Raw genomic sequence first — 17,456 nt, 5'->3', positions numbered from 1 at the left:
CAGAACGGGACCTAAACAACCAGTGTTTGTGAGGCGTTTTCACGACTCACGTCAGTCTGGCGCGGCACTGCTGCCACCAACGCCAGTTCGATAATTTCCTGTACGCTACAGCCACGAGAGAGATCATGAAGCGGTGCGGCAAGCCCTTGAATCAACGGACCTACTGCGCGATACCCTCCCAAACGCTGAGCGATTTTGTAGCCAATATTGCCTGCCTCCAGCGATGGGAAGACCATCACATTGGCATTGCCCTTTAACGGACTGGCGGGCGCTTTTTGCGCTGCGACATCCGGAACAAAGGCGGCATCAAATTGCAGTTCTCCGTCCACGGTAAGCTGCGGGGCACGCTCACGAACGATCTCGGTCGCCTGCTGCACGTTAGCGACGTTAGGATGGCGAGCACTGCCATTACTTGAAAACGACAGCATAGCGACGCGCGGCTCTTCACCTGTGATCGCCTGCCATGTCTGCGCGCTGGCAATTGCAATATCCGCCAACTGTGCAGCGGTGGGCTGCGGCACGACGCTGCAATCGGCAAAACCTAATGACGGACCAAGGTACTGCGGCAGCATCAGGAAAATTGACGACAGCGTTTTACAGCCAGGCTGTAGCCCGATAATGCGTAATCCGGCACGCAGCACGTTCGCTGTTGATGAGAGATTGCCCGCAATACAGACGTCAGCTTTACCCGCGCTAACCATTGCAGCGGCGAACATCAGCGGATCGTTGAGTTTTTCCAGCGCATCCGCAGGCGTTTTATCTCCCGCGCGGGCCAGCCAGCGCATCGCAAACTCTTCGCGCATTGGCTGATTGCTTTGCGGATCGATAACCTGAATGCCATCCATTGCCACCCGGTGGCTGAGGGCAAACTGGCGCAGCGCAAACGGACTGGCGACGAGAATGGGATGTGCCAGACCGTGCTGATGCAGGTAATTCGCCGCCTTCAGCACCCGGACATCCAGCGCATCCGGGAACACCACCCGTGCCGGTGAGCGTTGGGCGAGTTGACGAGCACGTTCAATGATCATTGCTTCTCCCCCAGTCGCTGTTGAATTTGGTTAACCGTCAGCGGATGCTTCGCAACGCTCAGAATCATCATCACGTAGACCGTACTGGAAAGGCGGTTGAGCGCCTGCATAATGTCCGGTCGCATAACCTCAAAACTGCGAGTGATGAACACCTGGGCCGCCACCGTCTCCGTTTCACGGACTTTGGTACGCAGCAGATTAAGCAGCGCGCAATCACGTCCGTGGCTGGCTTCAGGCACCAGATGGTCGTGGTCCAGATAGCGCAGCGGTTGATGCGAAAGACGGTGTAAATCTTCGTCACTTAAACCCACGACAGCTTGTGCTGCCAGCGGCTCATCCATGGCGTCAGCGCGCATAATATTGCCCAGGCGCGAGCGGATATCCGCCAGCCACGGCTGCCACGGTTCTGCCATCTCAATCTGCAACCACACAGCCAGGGCGATGGTGCTGTCGAGCGCGGCGCGAAATCCCAGGCGCGGATCGCTTTTGGCGACCATCTTGTCCGCCGTCAGATGCGTCAGGGTGTCCGGTTTCTTCGCCACCGGTTGATGGCACAGTTCGCAGCTGGCCTGTGGATGCGTATCGCTGCTGGTTAACCCATGCACCGGCTGCGGCTGCTGTTCTTCGTCATCAATAAACAGGCTGCCCTGCTCGTCGATAAACTTAATACGCAGATGTCGGCTTTCCAGTAATTCCCGGGCAGACGGCGTCAGGCGAGCGTCAGCGGGGAGATGAATTTCAGCCCCTTCGCTGAGCGTATGATTCGCTCTGAGCCATGCTTCGGTAATGAAATCCTTCATACATCCGCCTTAGCAGGACTGCCAGTTCGCAGGCCAGGCCACATACAGAAACTTCACCGTCGATGGCGTACCAAATTCGATGCTGGAACCTTTCGGGATAAACATGACGTCCCCGGCTTTTGCAATCATGGTTTCGCCTTCGTGGCGAACGTGCAGCTCGCCTTCCAGAATCATGTCGATTTCGTCGTAGTTCAGCGTCCATGGGAAAAAAGCGTTATCCCACTGCATGAACCCGGCGGCCATGCTGCTACCGTCCTGGTCGGTCACCAGATCGGTTAAGCCCACGCAGTGCGGCTGCGCGCCGTCAAAACGACCAAACTTCACGCTGCTGCCGTCAATGACTTTGACGCCGCCTTTGCCGGTTACCGAGTTAAAACTCGGCTGCATTCCGCCCTGCTCCAGCGACTGCTTCTCCTTCATAACTTTGTCCATCAGCTGGGCGACCAGGCTTTCGGTAAACTGCCCTTCCGGTAACTGCGCAATGATGGTTTCGCGAATGCGCTGGCTTTCCGTTTTGCCATCATCAACCGCCGCCGGTACAGCAGCAGTTGGCGCGGATTCATCGCATTCACTGATGGTAACGCCCAGCAGCTCCGCAACTTCGCGCGCCTCCGGGGTAATGATGCTGGCGCGCAGAACAACCGACATTTCCTGTTCGCCGCGTGCGTGGGCCGCACGAATATCGTTAGCTGTGATGAGTTTTTTCACCTGCCCTTTCCTCCTTTTGGCTGAGCTCAGTCAGATAATCCACCAGGTGCTGCACGCTGCGCGGGTCATGGCTATTGAGCTCAAAAATCGGCTCCTGAAACCCCATCCCGCGAAGTAGTTGTCGCGTTGCGGCGACGTCGGCATCCGGCATGTCCGTTTTACTGATAACGGCGATTTGTCGTTTACTGGCGCCGATATCCAACAGCCCGGCAGGTAAGCGACTTTCTTTATCATTTGCCGCGTGTATATAAATCAACGTATCGACATCCTGCAGCGTGGTAATTAAGGCGTGATACCAACGCGGATGGCTAAAATATTCCCCTGGCGTATCGATATCGCCATTTTCATTAAACTCCACGGCCTGTGTTTTTCTGGCGAGGGAATAATTCCCCTGTAGCGCATTAAAGAGCGTTGTTTTCCCCGCCCCCACCGTACCGACAAATGCAATACGTTTCATCGCCGCCTCTGATTAACTTTTTGTCAGGTTGCACAAAGTGAAATTTAATAATCGACCCAGACCGCTTACCGTCTGTAATAACGCTTCTTCTACTGCGCCTACCGAACCGTAGATCACCAGTGCGCCGCTGAATCTATCGAGAAAACCGATATGTACATCCGCCGCCTTCATGGCTAAGTCACCGGCAATCATCGCGGTTTCGCCTGGCGTCAGCGTCATGATGCCGATAGCGCCCGCTTCGGGTACGCCGATCTTTTTCGCTAATTCCTCGCCGGGGTGCGCAATGAGATGCGCCAGCGTGACCTGTTTCCCCGGCACAAATTCCTGAATAATGCGTTCTTTTTCCATTGCTCACCGCCTCCGCTAAAACTGCCCTCATCGTGGCAATTTTTTGTCAGAGTAAATAACAAAATTCGGCAACCAGGTTTAAAAGGTGAAGTAGATCACTAAGAAAGGGAAAATAAAAAGACGCGGGAGAAACCCGCGCCGGAAATAAATTAAAGTGAAATTACAGCGGCTGCGTTTGGGCTTCTACAACCGCCAGCGCCACCATATTAACGATACGACGAACAGAGGCGATCGGCGTTAATACGTGAACCGGTTTCGCAACCCCCATCAGCACCGGGCCAACCGTTACGCCTTCAGAACTGGAAACGCGTAGTAAGTTGTAACTAATACGGGCAGCTTCCATATTTGGCATCACCAGAATATTCGCTGAGCCTTTCAACGGACTGTCCGGCATGCGGTCATTACGGATGCTTTCCACCAGCGCGGCGTCGCCGTGCATTTCGCCGTCAATCATCAACTCTGGCGCGCGCGCCTTAATCAGCTCCAGCGCGTCGCGCATTTTGCTGGCCGACGGACAGTTAGAGGAACCAAAGTTGGAGTGCGACAGCAACGCCACCTTCGGTTCGATACCAAAGCGACGCACGGTCTCTGCCGCCATCACGGCGATTTCCGCCAGTTGCTCAGGCGTAGGATCGTCGTTGACGTAGGTATCGGCGATAAAGGTGTTACCGCTTGGCAGCAGCAAGGCGTTCATCGCCCCGGCAGTATGCACGCCGTCGCGATGACCAAATACCTCTTTCACCACGCTGAAGTGCTCATGGTAGTCGCCAATCGTACCGCAGATCATCGCATCCGCTTCGCCGCGCTGTACCATGATTGCGCCGATCACCGTAGTGTTGGCGATCACCGCACGCTGCGCCTGCTCCTGGGTAATCCCACGACGCTTCATAATCTGGTAGTACTCGCTCCAGTACTCTTTAAAGCGCGGATCGGACTCATTGTTGACGATTTCAAAATCGACGCCCGCTTTGATCTGCAGACCCAGTTTCTGGATGCGCATCTCGATCACGCTCGGACGACCGATCAGGATCGGTTTTGCCAGCCCTAACGTGATCAGCTCCTGGGTAGCGTGCAGTACGCGCGCTTCTTCCCCTTCGGTCAGCACCACGCGCTTCGGCGCTTTGCGTGCCAGGGAGAAAATCGGCTTCATGAACAGGTTGGTTTTGTAGACGAATTCAGTCAGCTTATCGATGTAAGCGTCAAAGTCGGCAATCGGACGCGTTGCCACGCCGGAGTCCATCGCCGCTTTCGCCACAGCAGGGGCGATTTTGACGATCAGACGCGGGTCGAACGGTTTCGGAATGATGTATTCCGGGCCGAAGCTCAGGTCCTGATCGCCATAAGCAGAGGCCACCACTTCACTCTGCTCGGCATGCGCCAGCTCAGCAATGGCGTGCACCGCCGCCAGTTTCATCTCTTCGTTGATGGCGGTAGCACCAACATCCAGCGCACCGCGGAAGATGAACGGGAAGCACAGGACGTTGTTAACCTGGTTCGGGTAGTCTGAGCGACCGGTGCAGATGATGGCGTCGGAACGCACCTCTTTTGCCAGCGGCGGCAGGATTTCCGGCTCCGGGTTGGCGAGTGCCAGAATCATTGGCGCACGCGCCATCTTCTTAACCATTTCCTGCGTCAGCACTTTCGGACCCGAGCAACCGAGGAAAATATCTGCGCCGTCAATAACATCATCCAGCGTACGCTTACCGTCATCCACCACCGCGTAAGCCGCTTTGGTTTCCGCCATGTTCGGTTCGCGGTCTTTGTAAATCACACCTTTGGAGTCACAGACCACAATATTGTGTTTCTGCATACCCAGCGCTACCAGCAGGTTCATACAGGCAATCGCCGCCGCACCTGCACCAGACACCACCATGCGCACGTCAGAGATATTTTTCTCAACCACCCGCAGACCGTTCAGAATAGCGGCAGTACTGATGATTGCCGTACCGTGCTGATCATCGTGGAAGACCGGAATATTCATGCGCTCGCGCAGTTTTTGCTCAATGTAGAAGCACTCTGGCGCTTTAATATCTTCGAGGTTGATACCGCCAAACGTGGGCTCCAGGGCCGCAACCACATTGATAAACTTATCCGGATCGAGTTCATCGACTTCAATGTCGAACACGTCGATCCCGGCGAATTTCTTAAACAGAACGCCTTTACCTTCCATCACCGGTTTGCCGGCCAACGCGCCAATGTTGCCAAGGCCCAGCACCGCTGTGCCGTTGGAAATAACCGCAACCAGGTTGCCGCGCGCGGTGTATTTGTAGGCTGCCAGCGGATCCTTTTCAATTTCAAGACACGGTGCAGCCACGCCCGGCGAGTAGGCCAGCGCCAGGTCGCGCTGCGTTGCCAGAGGCTTGGTCGGAGAAACCTGGATTTTACCGGGTACCGGAAATTCGTGGAAATCGAGGGCGCTTTGTTTTAACTGGTCATCCATCTTGTTGTTCCTTTCACGTATCTATCAAAAAAGTGGCGCGGGTAACCATTCTACTGAGCCGCACATTATCACCTCAGTCAACGGTACAAACTTTGAAGGTCCCCAAACTCTCACCATTCAAAGAAAGAATTTGTTATCAATTTATAACAACCATGTTACCTGCTTAATCCAGCAATACCATGCCTGTCTGCTATGCTTTTTGCTGACAACGCCCGCAATTTTCCCAAAAGTGTGAATCACAACACGCATCTAACACTTTACTTTTCAAGGAGTATTTCCTATGACCCGTAAAGAGCTTGCCAATGCCATTCGTGCGCTAAGTATGGATGCCGTCCAAAAAGCTAACTCCGGCCACCCTGGAGCACCAATGGGGATGGCCGATATCGCCGAAGTTCTGTGGAACGATTTTCTACGCCATAACCCGACCGATCCCACCTGGTACGATCGTGACCGGTTTATTCTGTCCAACGGCCACGCTTCAATGCTGCTTTACAGCCTGTTGCATCTTTCCGGTTACGACCTGCCAATCGAAGAATTAAAGAACTTCCGTCAGCTCCATTCGAAGACGCCAGGGCACCCGGAAATTGGCTACACGCCGGGCGTGGAAACCACGACAGGACCGCTGGGTCAGGGTTTAGCCAACGCCGTCGGCATGGCCATTGCCGAGCGTACGCTGGCAGCGCAGTTTAACCAGCCGGACCATGAGATTGTTAACCACTTTACCTGGGTCTTTATGGGCGACGGCTGTCTGATGGAGGGTATTTCACACGAGGCTTGTTCGCTGGCGGGCACGCTGGGGCTTGGCAAACTCATTGGCTTCTACGATCACAACGGCATCTCGATTGATGGTGAAACCGACGGCTGGTTTACCGACGATACTGCAAAACGCTTTGAGGCTTATCACTGGCATGTGGTACACGACATTGACGGTCATGACCCAGAGGCGGTGAAAAAAGCCATTCAGGAAGCGCAGGCTGTTACCGATAAACCATCGCTGATTATCTGCCGCACGGTGATTGGTTTTGGCTCACCAAATAAAGCAGGGAAAGAGGAAGCGCACGGCGCTGCGCTGGGCGAAGAAGAGGTGGCACTGACCCGGCAGAAGCTGGGGTGGCATCATCCTGCTTTTGAGATCCCCAAAGAGATTTACCGGGCGTGGGACGCACGCGAGAAAGGCGAAAAAGCGCAACAGGGCTGGAAGGAGAAATTCGCAGCTTACCAACAAGCCTACCCGGAACTGGCGGCAGAGTTTTCTCGCCGGATGAGCGGTGGGCTGCCGAAAGAGTGGGAGGCAACAACCCAGAAATATATTACCGAGCTGCAGGCCAATCCGGCCAAAATCGCCACCCGTAAGGCCTCGCAAAATACCCTTAACGCCTACGGGCCTATACTGCCAGAGCTGCTTGGCGGATCGGCGGATTTGGCCCCCAGCAACCTGACCATCTGGAAAGGCTCCTCCTCTCTTAAAGAGGATCATGCAGGAAACTACATCCACTACGGCGTGCGTGAATTTGGTATGACGGCGATTGCCAACGGTATCGCCCATCACGGGGGCTTCGTACCGTACACCGCCACGTTCCTGATGTTTGTCGAATATGCCCGAAATGCCGCGCGTATGGCGGCGCTGATGAAGGCCCGACAAATCATGGTTTATACCCACGACTCAATTGGTCTGGGGGAAGATGGTCCTACGCACCAGGCCGTTGAACAGCTCGCCAGCCTGCGCCTGACGCCTAATTTCAGTACCTGGCGACCGTGCGATCAGGTTGAAGCGGCAGTAGGCTGGAAGCTGGCAGTCGAACGTCATGACGGGCCAACTGCGCTGATCCTCTCGCGGCAGAATCTGGCACAGGTTGAGCGCACGCCAGAGCAGGTGCAGCAAATTGCCCGCGGCGGCTATGTGCTGAAGGATGGCGGCGGTAAGCCGGATGTTATTTTGATTGCTACCGGTTCAGAAATGGAAATCACGCTGCTGGCAGCGGAAAAACTGACCGGCGAAGGTCGTAACGTGCGAGTGGTTTCTCTGCCCTCAACCGATATCTTTGACGCCCAGGATGAGGCGTACCGGGAATCGGTCCTGCCAGCAAACGTCAGCGCTCGCGTGGCGGTAGAAGCAGGAATTGCTGACTACTGGTACAAATATGTCGGGCTGAAAGGGGCAATTGTTGGGATGACGGGTTATGGAGAGTCGGCTCCAGCGGACAAACTGTTCCCGTTCTTCGGCTTTACGGTAGATAACATCGTCGACAAAGCGCACAAGGTGCTTAACGCGTGATCCACAGTGTGGGCCAGGCATCTGGCCCATGCCAGTTATCGCAGCTTGGCTCCTGGGCATAGCGCACCAGGCGAAAACGTTGACCGTCGTAGCGCCAGCGGGTCTGGATACCGCAATCTGCCAACCCTCGTCCTTTAGCGAGGGTGACCAGCTCCCGCGACTTCTCGTCAAACGTAGCGTTGGTCAGCTCCATATCGCGACTTTCTGCATCCGTTTTAAACGGCAGGCTTAACCGTACCGCGCGTGAAGTCAACGGAGTCGTACGTGAAACCACCCACGCCAGATCGATGGTGTTATACGCCCCGGCCTCACAGCCAATCATCAGCAGCGCTTTATCATCTGTTAGGGCCGTGACGCGCATCTCGCGACGCAGCGGATCGATAGAGCAACGAATACCGTTGATCCGCCAGTTACCATAGTCCAGCAGTTCACCGCGCTCCTGCTGTGAGAGAGGCGTTGGCGTTGGATTAATGACCGCTACACCTTTCAGCGCGGGGGCCGGAGGTACGCTGAGCGGAGGCTCGTCACCTTTTTCAATCCATGCGGTTTCGCTCCCCACCCGTTTTTGCTGGGCGTCGATAAACAACAATGCGGCTTTTAGCCCGACCAGCGAAAGGTTTTGCGCACCTTTTTGCAGGGTAATCGCCTTCGCGTCCTGTACGGTTTGTAAAAATGCGCTGATGGTGGCGGGATCATCGGTCGTCAGCTGCCAGGGAGTTATGCGCCAGTGCTCGCCGCTCAGCGAGAGTGGCGCACCATCCAACAGCAGGCGCGGCGCAATATCGCTCTCTTTGACGCTGGACGATTCCAGCCCGCCCAGCTCAATACGCAACACGGCGTCGGTATGTGCCCCGGCGCTGCGGCTCAAGGTCATGACCAGGCCGTGGTGCTCTCCGGTATTGCGCGCCACGCAAAAATTTTGGTTATTACACGTCACCTGCCAGTCAGAAAACGCCTGTTGCGCGGGCGCAGCCCACAGCAATCGGGCGGGTAGCAACCCGAGCAGGAAAAGGAGAATAACGCGATAGCGCATGGACGGTACAACCCCGAAGTCAAAACACACAGCCTAAGCGGTATCTTCCTTGCGCGACTGATGTGGCTCAATAAGAATCGTCGGATTGGCCGTAAATTTGTAAAGAAATATAAATCCCGCGCATTAGTCCATGAGATGCGATGACTGCAAATAGTTCAGCAATAGCACCGTTTTACCGTCACGGATCTCACCCGTTTTGATCATTTCCAGCGCCTGTGTGAACGGCAGTTCCAGAACTTCAATATCTTCATCTTCCACGCCGCCACCCGCGTTTGTCCGCTGACTGTCACGGTATTGCGCGATGAAGAAGTGGATTATTTCCGTCACACCGCCCGGCGACATGTATAGCTCAAACAGTTTACGTACTTCACCCACTTCAAAGCCGGTCTCTTCAATCGCCTCTTTTCGAATACATGCTTCCGGTTCGTCGTTATCCAGCAGCCCGGCGCAGGTTTCAATCAGTTGACCGTCTTCGTTACCGTTGACCCATGTCGCAACGCGAAACTGGCGGATGAGCACCACCGTTTTCTTCTCCGGGTTATACAGCAGAATTGTGGCGCCGTTGCCACGATCGTAAACCTCACGTTTGTGACGGATCACCTCTCCATTCTTACGGGTCAGGTCATAAGTGATATTGCGCAGGACGAAGTAGTTATCGGAAAGGACTTTATCTTTGATGAGGGTAATTTTTTGCGACATACCGGCTCCACAGCAAGAAGTGAGAAATAATACTACGCCGTGAAACCGGGTTTGTCTTGGAACAATGTAGGCCTGATAAGCAAAGCGCCATCAGGCATTCATGCGGCACATTGCCGGATGGCAACGCTAACGCGTTTTATCCGGCCTACTCGCCGATTAATGAGATTTGACTGATTTTACGCCCAGCCAGTCGACGATCCCCTGGGCGGCGTGCCGCCCTTCCGCCATAGCCGTCACCACCAGGTCTGCACCGCGTACCGCGTCACCACCGGCAAAGATTTTCGGGTTACTGGTTTGATAACGGTATGCACTTTCAACATCGGCGGCAATGCGCCCCCAGTTATCGACCTTAACGCCATGCGACTCCAGCCACGGCATGCCATGTGGGTGAAAACCAAACGCCATAATCACCGCATCTGCGGGCATCACAAACTCACTCCCGGCAATGGGAACCGGGCGACGACGGCCCTGTGCATCAGGTTCACCAAGTTGGGTACGTAAGAAACGCACACCGCTGACTCGCCCATCGGCATGCAACACCAGCTCAACCGGCTGAACATTAAACTCGAAATTTGCCCCCTCTTCCCGGGCGTTCTTCACCTCTTTTTTCGAGCCGGGCATGTTGGCTTCATCACGACGATAGGCGCAGGTCACCTGGCTTGCGCCATGACGCAGGGCGGTTCGCACACAGTCCATTGCCGTATCGCCTCCGCCCAGCACAACCACGTTTAGTCCGGCGGTGTCGATAAACGGTTCTTCAGGCAGTTCCTCCAGCCCCATCACCTGCTTGGTGTTGGCAATCAGGAACGGCAGCGCATCATATACGCCTGGCGCGTCTTCATTTGGCAGGTCCGCCTTCATGGAACGATAGGTTCCTACGCCCACGAACACGGCATCGTAATCCTCCAGCAGCTTTTCAAGCGCGACATCCTTACCCACTTCACAGTTAAGTTCAAAATGAATGCCCATGGCGCTGAAGATTTCACGGCGACGCGCCAGCAGCGATTTGTCCAGCTTGAAGGCCGGAATACCGAACGTCAGCAAACCGCCAATTTCAGGATGGCGATCGTAAACGGTAGCGCTGACGCCGCTGCGCGCAAGCACATCCGCACAGGCCAGACCCGCCGGACCCGCACCGATGATGGCAACACGCTTGTCCACTTTCTGCACATGGCTTAAGTCCGGTCGCCATCCTTTACTCAGCGCCCGATCGGAGATGTAACGCTCAATATTACCGATGGTAACTGCGCCATGCTCGCTACGCACCGTACATGCCCCTTCGCAGAGTCGATCCTGCGGGCATACGCGTCCGGTCACCTCCGGCAGGCAGTTGGTCTGGTGAGAAAGCTCAACCGCCGCGTCGATATTCCCGGCTTTGACCAGTTCAATCCACTGCGGAATGTGGTTATGCAGTGGACAGGTCCATTCGCAAATACTGTGGTCGCCGCATTTCAGGCAGCGAGAGGCTTCGCGCTCCGCCTGCGCCGTACGAAACGGCAGATAGATCTCTTCAAAGCTGGTTTTCCGGGCCTCAATCGCCAGTTTATCCGGCTCCCCGCGCGCAGGCGTCGCCTGCATTTGCTCACGTTTAGTGATGACATGTGGAACAAAATCGGTAGTGCTGGCATGCCATGGCTGGCTTTCCAGACTTGCGGTACGCAGCCTGCGCGCTTTTGACAGACCGGTAAGCGAATTTTCCGTCACCAGCTGTAACGCCTGCGCCGGACAGTTCTCTACGCAGGCGGGTCCCTGTTCACGCCCCTGGCACAGATCGCATTTGTGCGCGGTAGCTTTCACCTTCCCTTTGGCGACGGGAGTGAGTACGATCTGCATCGTGCCGAAAGGGCAGGCTACAACGCACGATTTACAGCCAATACACTTTTGCGGGTTCACCTGAACGCTGTCGTTATCATGGCTAATTGCCCCGTTTGGGCAACTTCTGGCGCAGGGTGCATCTTCGCAGTGGTGGCAGGTCACCGCGCTGCGCTGCTGCTGATGCTTAATGACGGTAATTCGGGGCTGAAAATGCCGTTGGCTCAGGACATGCTGTTCGCCATTGTGAGCCATGACGCAGGCGACCTCACAGGCATGGCATCCCAGGCACTGCTGGCTATTGACCATAATAAAACGATTCATGGCTTCCTTCTTTTTTGGTTGCAAAAACCTTATTCTTTATAAGAGTGTTATTAACCGACACGGAAGGAAGCGGCAATGTTCATTTGCCCAGGAAGCACAACTATTTATCCAGAACCTGTGGCAGATCAATTTATTTCATCGCATATGAAATTGTGTTTCAGTTACCATCCAGTTTCATGGCGTTTTATTAACATTTATCAAATACACCGCATCGTTCACGCTGTTTTCAGGCGCGACGTGTATTGTGTGAGGATGCACAAGTGACGGTAAAGCGTCCGGTCTCGGCCAGTCTGGCTAAAGCTTTTTTCTACATAGTGATGCTGTCGATTCTCTCAACGGGTATTGCGCTGCTCACGCTGACCAGCAGCTTGCGAGATGCCGAAGCCATCAACGTTGCTGGCTCATTGCGCATGCAAAGCTACCGTCTGGGTTACGATCTACAAAGCCAGAGCCCGCAGCTTAATGCCCACCGCCAGCTTTTCCAGCAGGCGCTAAACTCGCCAGCATTACAGAATCTGAACGCGTGGTATGTGCCACAAGCGGTAAAAAGCCGCTATGGACGTCTGCATGCTAACTGGCTGGAAATGAACGCCCGCCTGATCGACGGCGATTTAAAATGGTACCAGGCCAACATCAACAACTACGTCGATCAGATCGATCTCTTCGTGCTGGCGTTGCAGCATTATGCCGAACGTAAAGTAATGCTGGTATTTGGCATCTCGCTGGCGGGCGGGATCGGCATATTCACCCTCGTCTTCTTTACCCTGCGGCGCATTCGCCAGCAGGTGGTGCGTCCGCTGAATAAACTGGTGATGGCCAGTCAGCAAATTGAACACGGTCAATTTGATATCCCACCGCTGGATACCGGTTTGCCTAATGAACTGGGGTTGCTGGGCAAAACATTTAGCCAGATGTCGAGTGAATTACACAAACTGTATCGCTCGCTGGAAGCGTCTGTGGCCGAGAAAACTCACGATCTGCACGAAGCCAATCGCCGTCTGGAGGTGTTGTATCAGTGCTCGCAGGCGTTAAATACCAGCCAGATTGATGTGCACTGCTTCCGCCATATTTTACAGATCGTCCGCGAACATGACGCCGCGTATTTCCTTGAACTCACTGTCGGTGATAACTGGCGGATTAGCGAAGGGACTAAAAGCCTCGAGCTACCGATGCAGATCCTGCCTGTCACCATGCAGGAAACCGTCTACGGCGAACTGCACTGGCAAAGTCCAAACGTCAATGCTTCTACTCCGCTGCTCAACAGCGTCTCCTCGATGCTGGGACGCGGGTTGTACTTCAACCAGGCGCAAAAACATTTTCAGCAGCTGTTGTTAATGGAGGAGCGAGCGACGATTGCACGCGAGCTGCACGACTCGCTGGCGCAGGTGCTCTCTTATTTACGCATTCAGCTCACGTTGCTTAAACGTTCAATCCCGGAGGATAACGCCCCGGCGCAAAGCATTATGGCGGATTTCTCCCAGGCGCTGAACGATGCCTACCGTCAGCTACGCGAACTGCTCACCACCTTCCGTCTGACCTTACAGCAGGCAGACTTACCCTCCGCCCTGCATGAAATGCTGGAAACGCTGCAAAATCAAACCTCAGCTAAACTCACACTCGACTGTCGGTTACCCACGCTGGCGTTGGATGCGCAAATGCAGGTGCACCTGTTGCAGATCATCCGCGAAGCGGTGCTGAACGCCATTAAGCATGCCAGTGCGAGCGAAATTGCCGTCAGCTGCGTAACGGCTCCGGACGGCAACCACACGGTTTATATCCGCGATAACGGCATCGGCATTGGCGAGCCGCATGAGCCTGCAGGGCACTATGGACTCAATATTATGCGTGAGCGGGCGGAAAGACTAAGCGGCACGTTGACCTTCTCTCAACCTTCCGGAGGGGGTACGTTGGTGAGCATCAGTTTCCGTTCGGCTGAATCAGACAGTGAGCTAACGTAAAGAACCGCAAAGCGCCGTCGGGTCTGGATCCAGGCCTGACGGCGTTGGCACGAAAGGTATGCTGTAAACGGGCATGATAATTTACATTATCTTCTTTTTTTCTCCACGTTTGACCCGTACCTTGCCGCTAAAGTGAAGCAAGCCATACCCATAACGATACGCAGAAACACGAGGTCCTCTTTTAATGGCGAATTTTTTCATCGATCGCCCCATTTTTGCCTGGGTGTTAGCTATCCTGTTGTGCCTGACAGGAGCCCTGGCTATTTTTTCACTGCCCGTTGAGCAATATCCCGATCTGGCACCGCCAAACGTGCGTGTCACCGCCAACTATCCTGGCGCTTCGGCTCAGACTCTGGAAAACACCGTCACCCAGGTTATCGAGCAGAACATGACCGGTCTCGATAACCTGATGTACATGTCATCGCAGAGCAGCGGGACAGGTCAGGCTACGGTTACGTTGAGCTTCGTTGCCGGAACCGATCCTGACGAGGCCGTCCAGCAGGTGCAAAACCAGCTGCAATCGGCAATGCGTAAACTGCCGCAGGCGGTACAGGATCAGGGGGTCACGGTGCGTAAGACCGGGGACACCAATATTCTGACTATCGCCTTTGTCTCCACCGATGGCTCAATGGATAAGCAGGACATCGCCGACTACGTCGCCAGTAACATTCAGGATCCACTCAGCCGTATTAACGGCGTAGGAGATATTGACGCTTACGGCTCACAGTACTCCATGCGTATCTGGCTTGACCCGGCCAAACTGAACAGTTTCCAGATGACCGCTAAAGATGTGACCGACGCTATCGAGTCACAGAATGCGCAGATTGCCGTCGGGCAACTTGGCGGTACGCCTTCGGTGGACAAGCAGGCGCTGAACGCGACGATCAACGCCCAGTCGCTACTGCAGACTCCGGATGAATTCCGCGCCATTACGCTACGCGTCAACCAGGATGGTTCAGAAGTTAAACTGGGCGATGTGGCGACGGTCGAAATGGGTGCTGAAAAGTATGATTACCTCAGCCGCTTTAATGGAAATCCTGCCTCCGGCCTGGGCGTGAAGCTGGCTTCAGGCGCCAATGAAATGGCGACAGCAACGCTGGTCATTAACCGTCTGAACGAGCTGTCACAATATTTTCCGCATGGGCTGGAATATAAGGTGGCTTATGAAACCACCTCCTTTGTCAAAGCCTCAATCATCGACGTGGTAAAAACCCTGCTGGAAGCTATTGCACTGGTATTCCTCGTGATGTACCTGTTCCTGCAAAACTTCCGCGCCACGCTGATTCCCACCATCGCCGTTCCCGTCGTCCTGATGGGTACCTTCTCCGTGCTTTACGCCTTTGGCTATAGCGTAAACACCTTGACGATGTTTGCGATGGTGCTGGCGATCGGTCTGCTGGTCGATGACGCCATTGTGGTGGTGGAAAACGTCGAGCGTATTATGAGTGAGGAAGGACTCTCACCGCGGGAAGCGACACGGAAATCGATGGGACAAATCCAGGGTGCGCTGGTCGGTATCGCCATGGTGCTGTCAGCGGTGTTTATCCCGATGGCCTTCTTCGGCGGCACTACCGGGGCCATTTACCGCCAGTTCTCGATTACTATCGTCTCCGCCATGGTGCTGTCTGTTCTGGTGGCGATGATCCTGACCCCCGCTCTGTGCGCCACCCTGCTCAAACCACTGCATAAGGGCGAGCATCACGGACAAACCGGTTTCTTCGGCTGGTTTAACCGGATGTTTAATCGCAACGCCGAGCGCTACGAAAAAGGCGTTGCCAGAATTCTGCACCGCAGCCTGCGCTGGATACTGATCTACGGCCTGCTGCTCGGTGGAATGGTTTTCCTGTTCCTGCGCCTGCCAACCTCCTTCCTGCCGCTGGAAGACCGCGGCATGTTTACCACCTCGGTACAGCTGCCCAGCGGCTCCACACAGCAGCAAACATTGAAAGTGGTTGAGGAAGTGGAGAAGTATTACTTCACCCATGAGAAAGACAACATTATGTCAGTCTTTTCCACGGTCGGTTCTGGCCCTGGCGGGAACGGTCAAAACGTGGCGCGTATGTTTGTCCGCTTAAAAGACTGGGATGAGCGCGACACCACTACCGGAACCTCTTTCGCCATCATCGAACGTGCGACCAAAGCCTTTAATAAGATTAAAGAAGCCCGCGTCTTCGCCAGCAGCCCTCCGGCTATCAGCGGCCTCGGAAGCTCTGCCGGTTTCGATATGGAGCTGCAGGATCACGCCGGTGCGGGCCATGATGCGTTAATGGCCGCGCGCGACAAACTCATTGAGCTGGCCGGGAAAGACACGTCCCTGACCCGCGTTCGTCATAACGGTCTGGACGACAGCCCGCAGTTGCAAATTGATATCGATCAGCGCAAAGCCCAGGCGCTGGGCGTTTCCATCGACGACATCAACGACACATTGCAAACGGCCTGGGGTTCCAGCTACGTCAATGACTTTATGGACCGGGGCCGCGTGAAGAAGGTTTACGTGCAGGCGGCAGCAAAATATCGCATGCTCCCGGACGACATTAACTTGTGGTACGTCCGCAACAACAGCGGTGGCATGGTGCCTTTTTCGGCCTTTGCGACTTCACGCTGGGAAACGGGTTCTCCACGTCTGGAACGCTATAACGGCTACTCCGCGGTCGAGATTGTCGGCGAAGCTGCGCCTGGCGTCAGTACCGGTACGGCAATGGACGTGATGGAATCGCTGGTGCGCCAGTTACCGACAGGGTTTGGCCTCGAATGGACTGCGATGTCTTATCAGGAACGGCTATCGGGCTCTCAGGCCCCTGCCCTGTACGCCATTTCTTTGCTGGTCGTGTTCCTGTGTCTGGCGGCACTGTACGAAAGCTGGTCGGTACCCTTCTCCGTCATGCTGGTCGTGCCATTGGGGGTTATTGGCGCGCTACTGGCGACCTGGATGCGCGGCCTGGAAAACGATGTTTATTTCCAGGTCGGGTTACTTACCGTGATCGGGCTATCGGCGAAGAACGCAATATTGATTGTTGAATTCGCCAATGAGATGAACGAGAAAGGACACGATCTGCTCGACGCCACGCTCCATGCTTGTCACCAACGTTTACGCCCAATTCTGATGACGTCACTGGCGTTTATCTTCGGGGTGCTGCCGATGACCATCAGCAGTGGCGCTGGTTCTGGCGGTCAACATGCGGTGGGGACAGGCGTAATGGGCGGGATGATTTCAGCCACTATCCTGGCGATTTACTTCGTTCCCCTGTTCTTTGTGCTGGTGCGCAGACGCTTCCCATTGAAGCCACGCCCAGAATAATCGGACACAAAAAAGGCGACTTACGTTGAGTCGCCTTTTTTTATCCTTTACAGGATATGAATTTCTTCCAGAAAATTATTTACGAAGCATCACTTCGATAAAGTCTTTCCAGTTCCCCAGTTCACGTTCAATCATAACAACCTCTCTTATTATTATGGGCATTCTACGAAATCATCATCATTAAAAGAAGGCAATTTAACCGATGGTTGCGATTGATTCCTCCAGTGTTTGGGGTTTATGTGATCACTATGCGCTATACCCATAAATTTTATGTGA

The 17,456-nt window shown here is 54.7% G+C and carries 13 protein-coding genes; 3 read left to right on the top strand and 10 right to left on the bottom strand.

Going from position 1 to position 17,456, the window contains the following annotated elements; all coding sequences use genetic code 11:
- Positions 1-11: 11 nt before the first annotated feature.
- From pta to maeB, 6 genes are all read right to left on the bottom strand, one after another.
- Positions 12-1,028, bottom strand: coding sequence for a phosphate acetyltransferase (gene pta, locus OGX90_RS07475; RefSeq protein ID WP_208743879.1), 1,017 nt, complete (start codon positions 1,026-1,028; stop codon positions 12-14).
- Positions 1,025-1,828, bottom strand: a complete 804-nt coding sequence (eutT, locus tag OGX90_RS07470) for an ethanolamine utilization cob(I)yrinic acid a,c-diamide adenosyltransferase EutT (protein ID WP_003835057.1) — start codon at positions 1,826-1,828, stop codon at positions 1,025-1,027. The genes pta and eutT overlap by 4 nt, the downstream gene beginning before the upstream one ends.
- 9 nt (positions 1,829-1,837) lie before the next feature.
- On the bottom strand, positions 1,838-2,536 hold the full coding sequence (gene eutQ, locus OGX90_RS07465) for an ethanolamine utilization acetate kinase EutQ (RefSeq protein ID WP_032944171.1): 699 nt from the start codon (positions 2,534-2,536) through the stop codon (positions 1,838-1,840).
- Positions 2,514-2,993 carry an ethanolamine utilization acetate kinase EutP gene (gene eutP / locus OGX90_RS07460; RefSeq protein ID WP_003037998.1) on the bottom strand — a complete coding sequence of 160 codons (480 nt, stop codon included), beginning with the start codon at positions 2,991-2,993 and terminating at the stop codon, positions 2,514-2,516. Before eutP ends, eutQ begins: the two co-directional genes overlap by 23 nt.
- A 12-nt stretch (positions 2,994-3,005) precedes the next feature.
- Positions 3,006-3,341, bottom strand: coding sequence for an ethanolamine utilization microcompartment protein EutS (gene eutS, locus OGX90_RS07455; protein WP_003037995.1), 336 nt, complete (start codon positions 3,339-3,341; stop codon positions 3,006-3,008).
- Positions 3,342-3,501: 160 nt separating this feature from the next.
- A complete protein-coding gene (gene maeB / locus OGX90_RS07450) occupies positions 3,502-5,781 on the bottom strand; it encodes an NADP-dependent oxaloacetate-decarboxylating malate dehydrogenase (RefSeq protein WP_003835063.1) in 2,280 nt (759 codons plus the stop codon).
- 280 nt (positions 5,782-6,061) lie between these two features.
- Between maeB and tkt the strand changes: the two genes are divergently transcribed.
- The gene (gene tkt, locus OGX90_RS07445; RefSeq protein WP_003835065.1) at positions 6,062-8,056 is read left to right on the top strand and encodes a transketolase; all 1,995 of its coding nucleotides are present in this window, start codon (positions 6,062-6,064) and stop codon (positions 8,054-8,056) included.
- Here the strand turns inward: tkt and OGX90_RS07440 are convergent.
- The 3 genes from OGX90_RS07440 to aegA all read right to left on the bottom strand — a co-directional run bounded on the left by OGX90_RS07440 (position 8,046) and on the right by aegA (position 11,924).
- Positions 8,046-9,089, bottom strand: coding sequence for a DUF1176 domain-containing protein (locus OGX90_RS07440; protein WP_079935173.1), 1,044 nt, complete (start codon positions 9,087-9,089; stop codon positions 8,046-8,048). The genes tkt and OGX90_RS07440 overlap by 11 nt on opposite strands.
- 123 nt (positions 9,090-9,212) lie before the next feature.
- Positions 9,213-9,788 (bottom strand): GDP-mannose pyrophosphatase NudK, encoded by a 576-nt coding sequence (nudK, locus tag OGX90_RS07435; RefSeq protein ID WP_008785426.1) that lies wholly within the window; start codon positions 9,786-9,788, stop codon positions 9,213-9,215.
- A 156-nt stretch (positions 9,789-9,944) separates the two neighbouring features.
- On the bottom strand, positions 9,945-11,924 hold the full coding sequence (aegA, locus tag OGX90_RS07430) for a formate-dependent uric acid utilization protein AegA (protein WP_008785428.1): 1,980 nt from the start codon (positions 11,922-11,924) through the stop codon (positions 9,945-9,947).
- 260 nt (positions 11,925-12,184) lie between these two features.
- On the opposite strand from aegA, the gene narQ reads away from it, so the two are divergent.
- Together narQ and acrD are read left to right on the top strand one after the other, a co-directional pair.
- Positions 12,185-13,882: a nitrate/nitrite two-component system sensor histidine kinase NarQ gene (gene narQ / locus OGX90_RS07425; protein WP_032944178.1), complete on the top strand. Its 1,698-nt coding sequence runs from the start codon at positions 12,185-12,187 to the stop codon at positions 13,880-13,882.
- A 184-nt stretch (positions 13,883-14,066) separates the two neighbouring features.
- Complete coding sequence (acrD, locus tag OGX90_RS07420) at positions 14,067-17,180, top strand: multidrug efflux RND transporter permease AcrD (protein WP_286623445.1); 3,114 nt, start codon at positions 14,067-14,069, stop codon at positions 17,178-17,180.
- Positions 17,181-17,255: 75 nt separating this feature from the next.
- Here the strand turns inward: acrD and ypfM are convergent, their stop codons facing one another.
- On the bottom strand, positions 17,256-17,315 hold the full coding sequence (ypfM, locus tag OGX90_RS07415) for a protein YpfM (protein WP_001386977.1): 60 nt from the start codon (positions 17,313-17,315) through the stop codon (positions 17,256-17,258).
- Positions 17,316-17,456: the final 141 nt, after the last annotated feature.

Source organism: Citrobacter sp. Cpo012 (assembly GCF_030333015.1).
In the GTDB taxonomy this organism is placed as follows: Bacteria; Pseudomonadota; Gammaproteobacteria; order Enterobacterales; family Enterobacteriaceae; genus Citrobacter; species Citrobacter portucalensis.
This window is presented reverse-complemented; position numbering and strand designations above follow the sequence as displayed.

Excerpts from the sequence above, each read along its gene's own strand:
- pta (WP_208743879.1), bottom strand. The coding sequence starts at position 1,028 with ATGATCATTGAACGTGCTCGTCAACTCGCCCAACGCTCACCGGCACGG.
- eutT (WP_003835057.1), bottom strand. The coding sequence starts at position 1,828 with ATGAAGGATTTCATTACCGAAGCATGGCTCAGAGCGAATCATACGCTC.
- eutP (WP_003037998.1), bottom strand. The coding sequence starts at position 2,993 with ATGAAACGTATTGCATTTGTCGGTACGGTGGGGGCGGGGAAAACAACG.
- eutS (WP_003037995.1), bottom strand. The coding sequence starts at position 3,341 with ATGGAAAAAGAACGCATTATTCAGGAATTTGTGCCGGGGAAACAGGTC.
- maeB (WP_003835063.1), bottom strand. The coding sequence starts at position 5,781 with ATGGATGACCAGTTAAAACAAAGCGCCCTCGATTTCCACGAATTTCCG.
- tkt (WP_003835065.1), top strand. The coding sequence starts at position 6,062 with ATGACCCGTAAAGAGCTTGCCAATGCCATTCGTGCGCTAAGTATGGAT.
- OGX90_RS07440 (WP_079935173.1), bottom strand. The coding sequence starts at position 9,089 with ATGCGCTATCGCGTTATTCTCCTTTTCCTGCTCGGGTTGCTACCCGCC.
- nudK (WP_008785426.1), bottom strand. The coding sequence starts at position 9,788 with ATGTCGCAAAAAATTACCCTCATCAAAGATAAAGTCCTTTCCGATAAC.
- aegA (WP_008785428.1), bottom strand. The coding sequence starts at position 11,924 with ATGAATCGTTTTATTATGGTCAATAGCCAGCAGTGCCTGGGATGCCAT.
- acrD (WP_286623445.1), top strand. The coding sequence starts at position 14,067 with ATGGCGAATTTTTTCATCGATCGCCCCATTTTTGCCTGGGTGTTAGCT.